This is a genomic window from Streptomyces sp. NPDC050564 (genome assembly GCF_044457265.1).
GTDB lineage: Bacteria > Actinomycetota > Actinomycetes > Streptomycetales > Streptomycetaceae > Streptomyces.
In genome coordinates, this window is the sequence record NZ_JBITGS010000091.1 from 1 (window position 1) to 13788 (window position 13788).

General features: G+C 72.1%; 12 protein-coding genes. 1 reads left to right on the forward strand and 11 read right to left on the reverse strand.

Features of this window, described 5'->3' with window-relative positions; translation table 11 throughout:
• The 10 genes from ACIBK0_RS51055 to fabG all read right to left on the reverse strand — a co-directional run.
• The coding region (locus ACIBK0_RS51055) for an amino acid adenylation domain-containing protein (RefSeq protein ID WP_399097178.1) at window positions 1-3314 on the reverse strand (3314 nt) is incomplete at its 3' end.
• Window positions 3315-3614: 300 nt separating this feature from the next.
• A complete protein-coding gene (gene sbnB / locus ACIBK0_RS51060; RefSeq protein ID WP_399097182.1) occupies window positions 3615-4631 on the reverse strand; it encodes a 2,3-diaminopropionate biosynthesis protein SbnB in 1017 nt (338 codons plus the stop codon).
• Window positions 4625-5641: a 2,3-diaminopropionate biosynthesis protein SbnA gene (gene sbnA, locus ACIBK0_RS51065; protein ID WP_399097185.1), complete on the reverse strand. Its 1017-nt coding sequence runs from the start codon at window positions 5639-5641 to the stop codon at window positions 4625-4627. The genes sbnB and sbnA overlap by 7 nt, the downstream gene beginning before the upstream one ends.
• 55 nt (window positions 5642-5696) lie before the next feature.
• Window positions 5697-7121: a condensation domain-containing protein gene (locus ACIBK0_RS51070; RefSeq protein WP_399097188.1), complete on the reverse strand. Its 1425-nt coding sequence runs from the start codon at window positions 7119-7121 to the stop codon at window positions 5697-5699.
• A 2-nt stretch (window positions 7122-7123) separates the two neighbouring features.
• Entirely contained in the window at window positions 7124-7384 is a 261-nt protein-coding gene (locus ACIBK0_RS51075) for an acyl carrier protein (protein ID WP_399097191.1), read from the reverse strand.
• 55 nt (window positions 7385-7439) lie between these two features.
• The gene (locus tag ACIBK0_RS51080) at window positions 7440-8441 is read right to left on the reverse strand and encodes a beta-ketoacyl-ACP synthase III (protein WP_399097194.1); all 1002 of its coding nucleotides are present in this window, start codon (window positions 8439-8441) and stop codon (window positions 7440-7442) included.
• 7 nt (window positions 8442-8448) lie between these two features.
• Window positions 8449-9441: a TauD/TfdA family dioxygenase gene (locus ACIBK0_RS51085; protein WP_399097197.1), complete on the reverse strand. Its 993-nt coding sequence runs from the start codon at window positions 9439-9441 to the stop codon at window positions 8449-8451.
• A gap of 15 nt (window positions 9442-9456) precedes the next feature.
• A complete protein-coding gene (locus ACIBK0_RS51090; protein WP_399097200.1) occupies window positions 9457-10392 on the reverse strand; it encodes a TauD/TfdA family dioxygenase in 936 nt (311 codons plus the stop codon).
• Window positions 10389-11186: a thioesterase II family protein gene (locus ACIBK0_RS51095; protein ID WP_399097203.1), complete on the reverse strand. Its 798-nt coding sequence runs from the start codon at window positions 11184-11186 to the stop codon at window positions 10389-10391. The genes ACIBK0_RS51090 and ACIBK0_RS51095 overlap by 4 nt, the downstream gene beginning before the upstream one ends.
• On the reverse strand, window positions 11183-11935 hold the full coding sequence (fabG, locus tag ACIBK0_RS51100) for a 3-oxoacyl-[acyl-carrier-protein] reductase (RefSeq protein ID WP_399097206.1): 753 nt from the start codon (window positions 11933-11935) through the stop codon (window positions 11183-11185). The genes ACIBK0_RS51095 and fabG overlap by 4 nt, the downstream gene beginning before the upstream one ends.
• A gap of 180 nt (window positions 11936-12115) precedes the next feature.
• On the opposite strand from fabG, the gene ACIBK0_RS51105 reads away from it, so the two are divergent.
• Entirely contained in the window at window positions 12116-12880 is a 765-nt protein-coding gene (locus tag ACIBK0_RS51105) for a VOC family protein (protein WP_399097209.1), read from the forward strand.
• A 132-nt stretch (window positions 12881-13012) separates the two neighbouring features.
• Here ACIBK0_RS51105 and ACIBK0_RS51110 read toward each other — a convergent pair whose 3' ends face one another.
• Entirely contained in the window at window positions 13013-13666 is a 654-nt protein-coding gene (locus ACIBK0_RS51110; protein WP_399097213.1) for a hypothetical protein, read from the reverse strand.
• Window positions 13667-13788 lie beyond the last annotated feature (122 nt).

Below are 13788 nucleotides of genomic sequence, written 5' to 3' on the forward strand. Positions count from 1 at the left end.
AGCAACACCGCCACCGACGACTCAGCACCCACACCCCGGGAACGCAGCACCCCCGCCAGACGATTCGCCCGGTCCTCCAGCTCACCGAACGTCAGCTGGACACCATCCGCTTCGACGGCCACCGCACCGGGCGACTCGGCCGCCCGCTCCGCGATCAAGTCCGGCACCGACACCTCGCGCACCGGAATCGCCGTGTCGTTCCACGCCTTGAGAAGGCGGCGCTCCTTGACGGAGGTGATGTCGACGGCGGAGAGGGAGGCGTCCGCGTCGACGGCGACCGCTTCGAGGAGTTGGACGAAGTGGTGGGCCAGCCGCTCGACCGTGTCGTGGTCGAAGAGGGAGGTGGCGTATTCGAAGGCGCCGATCAGGGAGCCGTCGGACTGCCGCCAGACGAAGAGGGTGAGGTCCGTCTTGGCGACGCGCCAGGCGCCCTGGAAGGCGTCCATGAGGACGTCGTCGGCGGCCACCGAGGTCGCGCCCTCGTCCTGGAGGTCGAAGGCGACCTGGTAGAGCGGGGTGCGCGAGAGGTCACGGGTGGGCTGCAGCTCGTCCACCAGGCGCTCGAAGGGCAGTTCCTGGTGGGCGAAGCCGGCCATCACCGTGGCCCGGACCCGCTGGAGCAGCTCGGCGAAGGTGGGATCGCCGCTCAGATCGCAGCGCATGACGAGGGAGTTGAGGAAGAACCCGACGGTGCCCTGGGTCTCCGGGCGGGTCCGGCCGGTCACCGGACTGCCGATGCCGAAGTCGTCCTGGCCGCTGTAGCGCCCGAGCAGCGCGCCGAAGGCGGCGAGCAGCGTCACATACGGGGTCGCGCCGTGCCGGCGTCCGATGCCGGTGAGGGTGTCGGCGAGTGAGGCGGGCACGGAGAACCTGACGCCGGAGCCACGCGCGTCGCGCTGCGCGGGGCGGGGGCGGTCGGTGGGGAGCCTGAGTTCCGGCAGGCCCGCGAGGCTCTGCTTCCAGTGGTCCAGTTCGCGCGACGACGAGATGTCGGATGCGTAGTCCGCCTGCCAGGCCGCGAAGTCGGCGTACTGCACCGGGAGTTGGCCGAGATCGGGAGTGCGGCCCGCGGTCGCCGCGGCGCACAGTTCACGCAGCTCGCGGTCGAGGACGACGGTCGACCAGCCGTCGGTGGCGATGTGATGGGCCGTCACCAGCAGGACGGGGCCGCCCTTCGGGACGCGGACCAGCAGCGCCCGCCACAGCGGGCCGTCCGTGAGGTCGAAGCCCCGGGCGAACTGCTCGCCGAACAGCCGCTCCAGGTGCGCCTCGGAGGCGTCCTCGACACGGAGTTCGACGGTGCCCGGCGCGACGACCACCTGGCGGGGTTCCTCGCCCTCGACGACGTACCGGGTGCGCAGCGACTCGTGCCGGGCCTCCAGCGCGTCGAGGGCGGACTGCACGACGTCACGGGTGGTACCGGCGGGCAGCCGCAGGAAGAACGGGGCCACCCACTCGGGGCTGCCCGGGTGCATGCGGTCCAGGAACCACAGCCGGTGCTGCCCGAAGGAGAGCGGCAACGGCTCGTCGCGGCCGACCGGCGTCACACCGGGCAGGGCGGGACGGGCGTCCTCCAGGAGCTTGGCCTGCGCCTCGACCGTGAACGCGCCGAACAGGCCGCGCAGTTGGATGTCGTCGCCGGATGCCTTGCGCAGGGCGTCGGCGAGCCGGGTGAGGACGAGTGAGGAGCCGCCGAGCGCGAAGAAGTCGTCATGCGCGCCGACCTGCTCGACCTGCAGGAGCTGCTCCCACACCTGCGCGACGAGTCGTTCCGCGGAGGTGCGCGGTGCGATGTACTCGGCGCTCTGCGCCTGCTCGAGAACCGGGTCGGGCAGTGCGCCACGGTCCACCTTGCCGCTGCTGGTCAGGGGGAAGGCGTCCAGCGGCACGAAGAGCGAGGGGATCATCGGCTCGGGCAGCCGGCCGCGCAGGAAGGTGCGCAGCTCGTCCCGGGGGATACGGCGACCCGTCGTCAGATACGCGACGAGCCGCTTGCCCTCGCCGAGGACGCGGGCGTCCACGACGGCACCCCGGACATCAGGGTGGGCGTTCAACGCGGCCTCCACCTCGGCCGGTTCGATGCGGACGCCGTTCACCTTGACCTGGTGGTCGGCGCGGCCGAGGAAGTCCAGGGAGCCGTCGGAACGCCAGCGCACCAGGTCGCCGGTGCGGTACATGCGGCTGCCCGCGCTACCGTGCGGGTCGGGCAGGAAGCGCTCGGCGGTCTGTCCGGGACGGCCCGCGTAGCCGCGCGCCGTGCCCTCGCCCGCCGCGTACAGCTCCCCCACGACGCCGATCGGCACCGGGTCGAACTCGGCGTCGAGAACGTAGACGCGCATGTGGTCCATGGGCCGTCCGATGGGGACCGCCTCGGTGTGCCGCTCGGGGTCGAAGAGCTGCGCGGTGACGTCGATGGAGCACTCGGTGGGGCCGTAGGTGTTCCAGACCCGGGCGCCGCCCGGTTCCGCGAGGCGGCGGCACAGTTCCGCGTCCAGCGCCTCGCCCGCCGAGCACACCAGACGCAGCGCCGCGCAGTCCGCCCAGCGGGGCTCAGCGACCAGGAGGCGCAGCACGGACGGCACGCCCTGGAGGACGGTGACGCCCGAGTCGGCGACCGTGGCCACCAGCAGGGCGGGGTCTGCCTCGGCGCCCGTCGGTGCCATGACGACCGTGGCGCCCGCAGCGAGCGGCGTGAAGAGCTCCCAGGCGGCGGCGTCGAAGGTGAGCACCGTCTTCTGGATCACCCGGTCGGCGGCCGTCAGCCCTTGGTTGCCGAGTGACCAGGCGACGCGGCCGGCGATGCCGCCGTGCTGCACGAGCACGCCCTTGGGACGCCCGGTCGAGCCCGAGGTGTAGGTGAGGTAGGCGGCATGGTCCGCGGACACCCTCACCCTCGGTGCCGTGTCGGGGAGTTCGGCGAGGGTGTCGGCCTCCTGGTCGAGGACCACGACGCCGCCGGGCAGCAGCTCCTCGAACGCGTCGGCGTCGGCCGCGGTGGTCACCACCGTGCCCGCGCCGCTGTCGGTGACCACCCAGGCCGTACGCTCCTGCGGATGCCCGGCGTCCAGCGGCACGTAGGCCGCGCCCGCTTTCCAGACGCCCAGCAGCGCCGCGACCAGGTCGTGACCGCGCGGCAGGCAGACGACGACCCGGTCCTCCGCGCCGACGCCGCGGGCCGCGAGGAGGTGCGCGATCCGGTTGGCACGCCGGTCGAGCGCTTCGTAGCTCAGCGGCCCCTGGGCGCCGTCGACCGCGACGGCGAGCGGAGTCGACACGGCCTGGTGGGCGATGAGTTCGTGCAGCGGGACTGTCATCTCTTCTCCAGGGAAGGTCATCACGTACGGCGGTGCGGCGGCCCCGCGAGGCGAGGGGTGGGTGTGCGCGGCGACGGCGGGCTGCCAGGGCCTGTCTTTCGGATCGCGCCGACTTCGGGTTGCGGCGCCTCACCACTGCCGGTGAGCGGGGCTTGGTGCGTGCATCTGCAAGGCGGAGGAGGGAGTCGACGTGGTGGGGGTCCCCCGCGCGAGCGAAGCCGCGCGGGGGAGTCGGCGAGTGACGACAACGCAGATGCGCGTGCCGGGCTCCGTGGCCCAGGCGCGATCCGAGAGGCAGGCCTAGGCGGCGGGCGCGGGCAGGAAGTCCGTGACCTCGCTGCCGAGGCCGCCGGCGCGGGCCCGGTCCCGCACGAAGCGGGCGAGCGCGAGGTCGAGGACGCCGAGCCCGAAGGGCGAGTACACGAGCGGCTTGCCGGGGTGCGGGTCGAGCTTCGCGGTGCCGCGCAGCAGCGCGCCGATGCTCGCGTCGATGAACTCCCGTCCTCCGGTGGCGAGTTCGGCGAGGTGCATCGAGGTGTTCTCGCGGCACACGTGATCGGGGTCGTCGACGACGTTGTGGGCGCCGAGAACGGCTCGGACCGTCACGTCGCGCAGCGAGACGTGCAGCACGACCGTGCCGGGCGGGCAGGCGTCGAGCGTGGTGTGCGGGGTCGCGGCTGTGGTGGCGATGGACACCAGGTCGTGGGCGGCCAGCGCCTCGTCGAGCGTGGTGCAGTGGCGGACGGTGGCCGACGGCAGCAGCCGTGCGTTGTCCTGGGTGAACCGCCTGGCGCGGTCGGGGTCCGTGTCGTACACCGTGAGCTGGTCGAGCCCCGGGTGTTCGACAGCGAGGAAGCGCAGCACCTCGCGGTTGATGACGCCGCAGCCGATGAGCGTGACCCCGGAGGGCCTGCGGCCGCCGAGCAGCGTGCGGGCGCCGACGGCGGCCGAGGCGGCGGTGCGCTGGGCGGAGATCAGCGAGCCCTCGATGAGCGCCTCGGGCTGCCCGTTGCGCAGGTTGTTGAGCAGGATCGCGGCGCTGGCGCGCTGCACTCCGGAGGCGATGTTGCCGGGGAAGGAGGCGATCCACTTCATCCCGGCGATGTCGTCCTCGCCGCCGTCCGCGCTGCCGCCGAGGTATCCAGGCAGGCCGATGATGCGGTCCCTTGGCCGGTCGGGGAAGCGCAGGAAGACGGAGTGCGGCAGGCTGGTGCGGCCCTCGTCGTGGCGCCGGTAGGCGTCGGCGACGAGGTCGACGACCTCCTTCTCGCGCCCTTCGAGGAGCCCCGCGACCGTCTGGTGGCCGATGATCAGCATGTTCCCACCGCCATGGTGTGCTCCGGTTCCTTCCACAGGTGGCTCACCTCGCCGAACTGGCGGCGCACCCATTCGTCGTCGTAGATCGTGTCGAGATAGCGGTCGCCGCGGTCCGGGAAGATCAGCACGCAGGTGCTGCCCGCCGGGATGCGGTCCGCGAACTTGCGCAGCGCCGCGGTGACGGCGCCGGACGAGCCGCCCGCGAGGATCGCCTCGCGCTGCGTCAGGGTCCGGCAACCGACCACGCAGTCGAGGTCCGAGACCAGCACCACTTCGTCGGCGAGCGTGGGGTCGAAGAGTGCCGGGCGGACGGCGGCGCCGTGCCCGGGCAGCAGCCGCGGCCCCGGCGGACCGCCGAACAGCACGCTGCCGAGCGCGTCCACGCCGACGAGCGTCGTGGACAGGCCGCGTTCGCGGATGTACTCGGCGCAGCCGGTCATGGTTCCACCGGTGCCGGTGGCGCAGAACAGATAGTCCACCCGGCCGTCCAGCGCCTCCGCGATCTCCCGCATGGTCCGGGTGTGGGCCCGCGGATTGAGCGGATTCGCGTACTGGTTGGGCCAGTACGCGCCGGGCAGGGCGGCCACCAGTTCCCGCACCCGGGCGAGCCGGGCCGGCAGATAGGCGCCGGTGTCCGGGTCGGGTTCGGTGACCATGTCGACCGTGACCTGGTAGGCCCGCAGGATCGCCAGGTTCTGCCGGGTGGTCTTGGGATCCACTACGCAGATGAAGTCGATCCCGTAGTAGCGGCAGATCTGCGCGATCCCGATGGCCAGGTTGCCTGAGCTGGACTCCACGACCGTGGACCGGCCGGGGATCAGCTCGCCGCCCCGGATCCGGCCCAGGAGCATGGACAGCGCGGACCGGTCCTTGACGCTGCCGCCCGGATTGAACCCTTCGAGCTTGGCGAGGACCCGGGAGGGGAAGCGGGGCAGCAGGCCGCCCAGCTCCACCAGATGTGTGTCGCCGACGGCGTCGAGGATGCCGTCGAGCACCGGTCGTGGCGTCATGGCCGCGGACTCCTGCCGGGTTCGTGGTCGGTCACGGGATGCCCTGTGCGATCGGTCACGGAGTGCCGCCGGGGCCGCCGCTGCCGAGGGCGAGGAGCGCCTGGCGTTCCGCGTCGTCGGTCAGCGGGATCCGAGAGACGCGCTGGTCGGGATCGTCCGCGGCCGCCTCGACGAACCGTACGAAGAGGTCGAACAGCCGCTCCGCGGTGGCCCGTTCGAACAGGTCCGTGTCGTAGCGCAGGGCCACCGTCAGCCCGTACACATCACGGGTGATCTCCAGCGAGAGGTCGCACTGGCCTTCCAGGTGCGGGATCTCCAGGTACGTCGTCTCGATGCCCGCCACGATCATCGGCTCGCCCGAGGCGGCCCCGCCCATGCCGGGCCCGAACCGGTCGGTGGCGACCATCGTCACCGAGATCCGGTAGAGCGGGCCCGCCGTGGCCGCGTCGCGGGCGACCAGCGGGTACGGGTAGGAGACGCGCGCGGTCGCCTGCCGGACCCGGTCGGCCGCCCGGTCCATCGCCTCCGCGAGCGTGGTCTCCCGGTCGAACCGGCCGCGGATGAGCACCGGGTTCACGAAGTAGCCCACGACCTCGGCGGCGGACGAACGGCGCGTGGACGCCGGGCAGGCGAGCAGGAAGTCGGTCTGGCCGCCCCAGCGGTGCAGCAGCGCCTGGAAGGCGCCGAGCGTGAGGGCGAACGGGGAGACTCCACGCCGTGCGGCGGTGCGCAGCACCTTGTCGGAGAGCCGGTCGGGCAGCCGGCGCAGCAGGCTCGCGCCGGCCTGCGAGGAGACTGCGGGGCGGGGTCGGTCGGTGGGCAGTTCGGCGGCCTGCGAACCGGCGGCCTCCTCCTGCCAGAACTCCGCCTGCCGCTTGCCGCGCGAGGATTCCAGGAGCACCTGCTCCCGCTCCACGAAGTCGTCGTAGGCGACGGGGAGCGGTTCCCAGCCGGGCTGCTCCTCGCCGGTCACGAAGGCTTCGTACGCGTGGAGCAGGTCGCGCCACAGCAGCCACTGCGAGAAGGCATCGGTGGCGATGTGGTGGGTGACGACGAGTGCCACGGCGTCCTCGCGGCGGCGCAGCAGTACGGCGCGGAAGGGGCCCTCGGTGTCCAGCCGGAAGGGCCGTCGCACCTCGGCCTTGACGAGCTTGTCGAGCTCCTCGTCCGTGGCGTCCGGTATGTCGCGCACGGTCAACTCGCCCAGTGTGCCGACCTCTTGGACGATGCGGCAGGGCTGTCCGTCGGTCTCCGTGTAGCGCGAGCGGAGCATCGGGTGACGGCCCGTCAGGGCCCGCACGGCGCGGCCGAGGATCTCCGGGTCCGGCGCGGGCGTCATGCGGGCCCCGCCGGCGAGGTTGTACGTCGCGCTGTCGGGGGCCAGGCGCTGCAGCAGCCACAGCCCCTCCTGGCCCACCGACAGCGGGAGCGGTGTGTCGAGGACGGCTTCCGCCGTCCGCCCCCCGTGGTGAAGTTCCACCGTCAGACCTCTGCTTTCGCCGTGGCGAGGAAGGCGACGACGTCCCGCACGCGCAGCAGTTCGGCGACCGTCTCGTCGGGCACCGAGAGGCTGTAGTTCTTCTCGACAGCGGCCAACAGGTCGACCCGCGTGAGCGAGTCCATGCCGAGCTCCTCGAAGCTGGAGTCGGCGTCGATGTCGCCCTCCAGGTCGGGGGCGGTGCGCTGGACAAGTGCGATGACCTCGGCGGTCAGGGCGTCAAGGGTCAACTCGTGCGTGGTCATGTGATGTTCCGTCTCTCGCGTGAAGGGCGTGTGGATGGGAGTGGGGCAGGCCCGGTCAGGGCATGCGGACGACTTGACCCGCGTAGGTGAGCCCGGCGCCGAAGCCGAGCAGCAGCACGTGGTCGCCCGGGGTGGAGCGGCCGCTGTCGTAGAGCCGGCTGAGCGCGAGCGGCACGGAGGCGGCGGAGGTGTTGCCGGTGTCGACGACGTCGTTGACGACGCGCTCGGGCGGCAGCTCCAGCTCCCGGGTGAGGGTCTTGATGATGCGGTTGTTGGCCTGGTGCGGCACGAACCAGTCGATGTCCGCCATGGTGATCCCGGCGGCGGCGCAGGCGCGGTGGGCGACGTCCGGCATGGTCGCGGTGGACCACTTGTAGACGAGCGGACCGTTCATGGCGACGTACTCACGCCCGTCGGGCCGCTCGGTCAGGCCGAGGACGCTGTGCCGGGCGCCGTCACTGCCCCATACGGCGGGGCCGATGCCGGTGTGCTCGGAGCGTGAGACCACGGCGGCGCCGGCCCCGTCGCCGAAGATCACGAAGGTGTCGGGGTCGTTCGGGTCGATCCAGTCACTGGTGCGTTCCGCGCCGACCACGAGGACGTGGCGCGCCTCGCCGAGCCGTACGGCATTGGACGCCATCGCCATCGAGTAGGTGAAGCCGGCGCACACGGCGTTCAGGTCGTACGCACCCGAGTTGGGCAGTCCGATGCGGCTGGCCACCTCCGGAGCGATGCCCGGCATACGGCGCTTGCGGGTCGCGGTGGCGACAATGGTCAGGTCGACTTCCGCGGGGTCGATGTCGGCCATCACCAGGGCCTTCTCGCCCGCCGCGACCGACATGGTGACCAGGTCCTCGGCCTCGCTCGCGTGGTGCCGGGTCTTGATCCCGGTCCGCTGCTCGATCCACTCCGGGGAGACGGTCGTGCGCGGTGACAGCTCCTCGTTGGACAGCAGCCGGGTGGGCCGGTAGGCGGCTATGCCGGTGATGCGGGACCCGTGGGTCTGCGGGGTCAGATAGGTCTCCAACGGGGCCTTCTCAGCCTCGGGCTGTGACATGACGTCCTCAACTCCCCCCGTCCGACGGGGCGTCGGACGGCTCGGCCATGGCCACGGCGATCCGCCGCGGCCCGGTGAACGGCTCGCGCGCGTGCGCGGTGAGCATGTTGTCGACGATCAGCACGTCGTCGCGCTGCCAGTCGAAGCGGACGGAGTTGGCCCGGTAGACGGCGCGCAGGTGGTCCGTCACCTCGTCCGGGATGGCTCCGCCGTCGCCGTAGTACGTGTGGGTGGGCAGATCCTCGTCGGGGAAGATCGCCCGCAGTCCCGCGCCGACCTCTTCGGCCACGGTGGTGACGTGGAAGAAGGTGGCGTGGTTGAACCAGACGCGCTCGCCGGTCACGGGGTGGCGGTGCACGGCCGCACGGTTCGCGGTGGTGCGCAGTCCGCCGTCGGGCCGCCACTCGGCGACGATGTCCCGCTCCTTGCAGTACGCGATCACGGCATCCTGGTCCGTGGTGTTGAAGGCCTCCTGCCAGGGCACACCGAACCCGGTGTGGAAGTTGCGCACGACCTGCCAGCCGCGTCGCTCGAACTCCTCGCGCACGTCGGGGTCGAGGGCGGCGAGCACGCGCCGGGTGTCGGCGAGCGGGGTGGCGCCCTGCGTGGTGGGCGGCTCCGCGCAGTAGAAGTACAGGGTGCCGGGCCACACGGCCTGGTAGGAGTTCTCGTTGTGCAGGAAGATCTCCTCGCCCTGCGGATAGTCGGTCGAGGTGTAGACCTGCCCCTTGATGGTGCTGCGGGGCGAGGAGCGCTCCGCGTACGCCAGCGGCGGCGTGCCGGAGAAGGCGCGCACGACGGCGTCGAAGCCGTCGACTCCGCCGACGGGGTAGCCGCGCAGCAGGACGGCGCCCCGCTGGATGAGCAACTGGCGCAGCGCGTCGTGGTGTTCGGCGATGTCGTCGAGGACGGACGCACCCTCGGCGGCGGCGCGGCGCAGTGCGGGTGCGGTGCCGGTGCCGGCCCAGCCGGGCAGCACCTCTTCTTCAGTGGTCGTCATGATGGAACCCCCGGCTCAGTCGGACATCGCGACGAGGACCCTGCGGTCACCGGTGAACGGCCGTCGCCCGTGGGCCAGCAGCACGTTGTCGATGAGCAGCAGATCGCCGCGGCGCCAGTCGACGTCGACGGCGACGGCAAGGCCCCGGTCCCGGATCTGGGCGACGTACTCGGCGGGTATGGGGCATCCGTCGGCGAACTTCACCATCTGCGGCAGCTCGTCCTCGGAGAGGATCGCGGCGAGTTCGGCGGCGGTGTCGTCGCCGAGCCCGGCGGGGTGCCACTGGTCGGCCTGGTTGAACCAGACCTCGACGCCGGTGACCGGGTGCCGGGTGGTGGACGGGCGCACCGACTCGACGCGCAGGCTGCCGTCGCGGCGCCACGTCCACTCGGCGCCGGTGCCGGTCAGGAACTCCTCTACGTCAGCGCGATCCTTGGTCTCGAAGGTGTCCTGCCAGCTCTTGCCGAGGCCGTACCCGTCGTGCAGGTTCTGCACATAACGCACCCCGCCCGCGAAGGCCTCGCGCACCTCGTCGTCGAGCGCGGCCAGCCAGCGGGCGGCGTCGGTGACCGGGGTCGCGCCGCCACCGCCGGGCGTCACCTCGCAGTAGAAGGCGAGCCGGGTCGGCCAGGCGTGCGCGTAGCTCATCTCGTTGTGCATCGAGATGGTGTACTCCTGCGGGTACTCCGTCGACGTGTACACGTTGCCACCGACCTTCGTGCGCGGCGAGTTGCCGTGGACGTAGGCCAGTCGGTGCGGCAGCAGCCGGTCGAGCGCCTTGTCGAGCGTCTCGGGCGTGACGCCGAACCCGCGGAAGACCAGGCCCTTCTCGCGGACGAGGAGGTCGTCCAGGCCGGGGTCGAGGGCGTCGATCCGGGCGAGCAGTTCGTCGGCGCCGCCACCGTCCGCGGCCTCGATCTCCAGCGGCGCCCAGGTCTCGGTGTTGGTCATGAAGCTGTCCTCGCGGTCGTGACGGTCGGGTGGGCGAATGCGGAGGCCCCGCTGCGGGACGGGTCGAGCCGCGCGGCGATGTCCGCGGTCAGCTCGGCCTCCCGCGGGGCCAGGTAGAAGTGGTCGCCGGGGAACGAGCGCAGATCGAAGCCGCCCGTGGTCAACTCGGCCCAGGCCGTGACGCGTTCGACGTGGCAGCCGGGGTCGGCGACACCGATGTACGCGGTGATCGGGGCCCGCAGCAGTGGCGGGTTCTCGGGTGCGTAGGTCTCGATGAGGCGGTAGTCGCTGCGCAGCACGGGCAGCAGCAGTTCACGCAGTTCGGGTACGCCGTAGGGGTCGCCGCCGAGGGTGCCGAGCCGTCGGACCGAGGCGAGCAGCACGTCGTCGGCGGCCCGGTGCAGGGCGGTGCGGGGCGCACGGTGCGGGGCGTTGCGCGCGGACAGGAACGTGTGCACGGGTCCCGGGCCGGTCTCTTCGAGGCGGGCGGCGACCTCGTAGGCCACGGCGGCGCCCATGCTGTGCCCGAACAGCGCGAGCGGAACGTCCCGGTATCCGGCCAGTGCCCCGGCGATGGCGTCGGCGAGCTCGTCCATGGACTCGACGCACGGCTCGGCCATCCGCTCCTGGCGTCCGGGGTAGCGCACGGCGAGCAGTTCGACATCGCCCGGCAGCCGGATCGACCAGCCGTGGAAGAGCTGGGCGTTGCCGCCGGCGTGCGGGAAGCACACCAGTCGCACCCGGGGGGTCCGCGCCGCGGGATAGCGGCGGAACCACAGGTCGTCGGAGGTCACAGGGCCATGCCTCCGTCGACGCGCAGCACCTGGCCGGTGATGTACGCGGCCTGTGGGGAGACCAGGAACGAGGCGAGGGCGGCGACCTCGTCGGCCTGCCCGAACCGCCCCAGTGGGATACGGGTGAGCGCGCCCTTCACGACGTCCTCGGGCAGTCCCGCGACCATCTCGGTCTCGATGAACCCGGGGGCGATGGCATTGGCCCGTATCCCGTAGCGCCCGGCCTCCTTGGCCAGCGACTGGGTGAGGCCGATGATGCCCGCCTTGGACGCCGAGTAGTTGGCCTGGCCCGCGTTGCCCGCGACCCCGGCGACCGAGGAGAGGGTGACCACCGCTCCCGCCCGCTCGCGGATCATCGGCCGGATGACGCAGCGCAGCAGGTGGTAGGTGCCGCTCAGATTGGTCCCTACGACGGAGTGCCAGTCCTCGTCCCCCATGAGGGCGAGCGGCCGGTCCCGGGTGATGCCCGCGGACGTCACCACGGCGTCGGGGGTGCCGAGCTCCGCCTCCACCGCGGTGACGAACTCCTGCACCTCCGGACGGACGGCGACGTCCACGCGGCTGACCAGCGCACGGCGCCCCGCGTCCTCGATCTCCTTCTGCACCAGCTGCGCCGCCGCCTCGTCCGACCGGTAGCAGATCGCGACATCGAAACCGTCCTGCGCCAGTCGTACGGCGACGGAACGTCCGATGCCCCGCGACCCACCGGTCACCACCGCCACCCGTGCCGCGCTGCCGTCCCGTCCCATGTCCGAGCCCCCTCATTCGTTCGAATGAGTCGAGCGTGGGTTCGGTCGCTATATGGGGCCTATACGGTGTCCAGCACGGCCTTGCGATGACGGGTGCACGGCGCCGGGGCCGACGCCCGGATGGCCGGTGCGGCGGCCTGGGCTTAGCGTTCTGAGGGGGCTCGCTGCGGAAGGAACGCCATGAAGCTCGACAGGCCGGTGACCGGCGGACCCTGCTGGACCGAGCTCGGGACCAGCGATCTGGAGGCGGCCAAGCGCTTCTACGCCCATCTGTTCGGCTGGCGCCCGGAGACGGATCCGCGCCAGGAGGCGGGGGGCTACACGGTCGCGCACCTCGGTGAGGCCGCGGTCGCGGCGATCACACCGCTGTACCAGGACTCACAGCCGGTCGCCTGGAATGTGTCGTTCGCCGTGGCCGACGCGGACGCCGCCGCGGAAGCCGTGACCGCCGCCGGCGGCACGGTGGTCCTCGGCCCGATGGATGTGTTCGACGTGGGCCGGTTCGCGGTGGCCGTCGACCCGGGCGGCGCGGCCTTCCAGCTGTGGCAGGCGCGGGCCTTCCCCGGCGCGGGGCTGTTCAACGCTCCTGGCGCGCTCGGCTGGGTGGAGCTGATGACCCGTGCCCCGGATCGGGTCAAGGAGTTCTACACGACGGTGTTCGGCTGGACCGTGACCGCCTCGGAGTACTACCCGCAGTGGGGCATCGGCGGTGCCGACTTCGGCGGCATGGTGACGATGGGCGACAAGTTTCCGCACGAGGTCCCGTCGCACTGGCTGCCGTACTTCGCCGTCGAGGACGTGGACGCCACGGCGGACACCGCCGTCCAGGCCGGCGGACACATGCTCATGGAGCCCACGTCCGTACCGGACGGCCCGCGCATCGCCGTCCTGCGGGACCCGCAGGGTGCCGCCTTCGGCGTGCATGTGGCGGGCGAGGAGGGCTAGTTTCTTCCAGGTCGGTGGCCTTCCGGGGTGCATCGGCGCGAGCTGATGGATGCCGTGGCGTGACCGGACTTCCGCGATCACCGCACCCGCGGCTCGCAGCAGATCCTCAGGAAGGGTCTGGGGCCAGTGGTGTCACGGCCACCCGATCGATGACGGGGGCGTGTGCGGAGCGCTGCCCTCGATGGTCCTGGTGCTGGCTCTGGCTCCCGTTCGTGATGGTGACGGTGTTGGCCCTTCATTCAGTGTCACCGGGACGGTGAGGTCGCGGAAGTCGTTGAAGTGGAAGGTGGTGGGGAAGAGAACGCGGCGCGCCTGCTCCCCATTGACCGAGATGTCCGCGTGGCGGCAGACCGGGTCAGGGTTGTAGTGGGTCGCGGGGGCCTGCTCGCCGTTGGAGTAGCGGATGGTGAGGGCGTGCCGCCCGGTGTGCGCGGCCGTGACGGTGACGATGAGTGCGTTGCTCGCTCCCTCACCGATGCCGTCGACCGCCTTCCCGCCGGTGGCGAACGTGTGGGCCCCGGTCACCTTCGCCTTCCCCGTCACGGTGCCGTCCTCGGCGGCGTACACGATCGTCTGCAGGCACCCCTGTCCGGGTGCGACCAGCAGTCGGTCCAGGACGAGCCGACACGAAGTGGCGGTGACAGTCAGCTTGTTGATGCCGCCGAGCAGGAACAGCGGAGTCCGGCCCAGCCGCCCCAGGTACTCGCCATTGACGGTCAACATGCCCTCGCCACCGCCCAGTTGCTCCACCGTCACGGTGGCCTCGCCGTCGGCCGTCGCGTGCACCCAGAACGTGGCGGTGGGGGGGGGGGGGGCGGCCGGGGGGCCCCCCCCCCCCCCCCCCCCCGGCGCCCGGGCGCCCGGCGCGCCCCCCCCCCCCCCCCCCCGCGGGACCCCGGGGCGCCCCC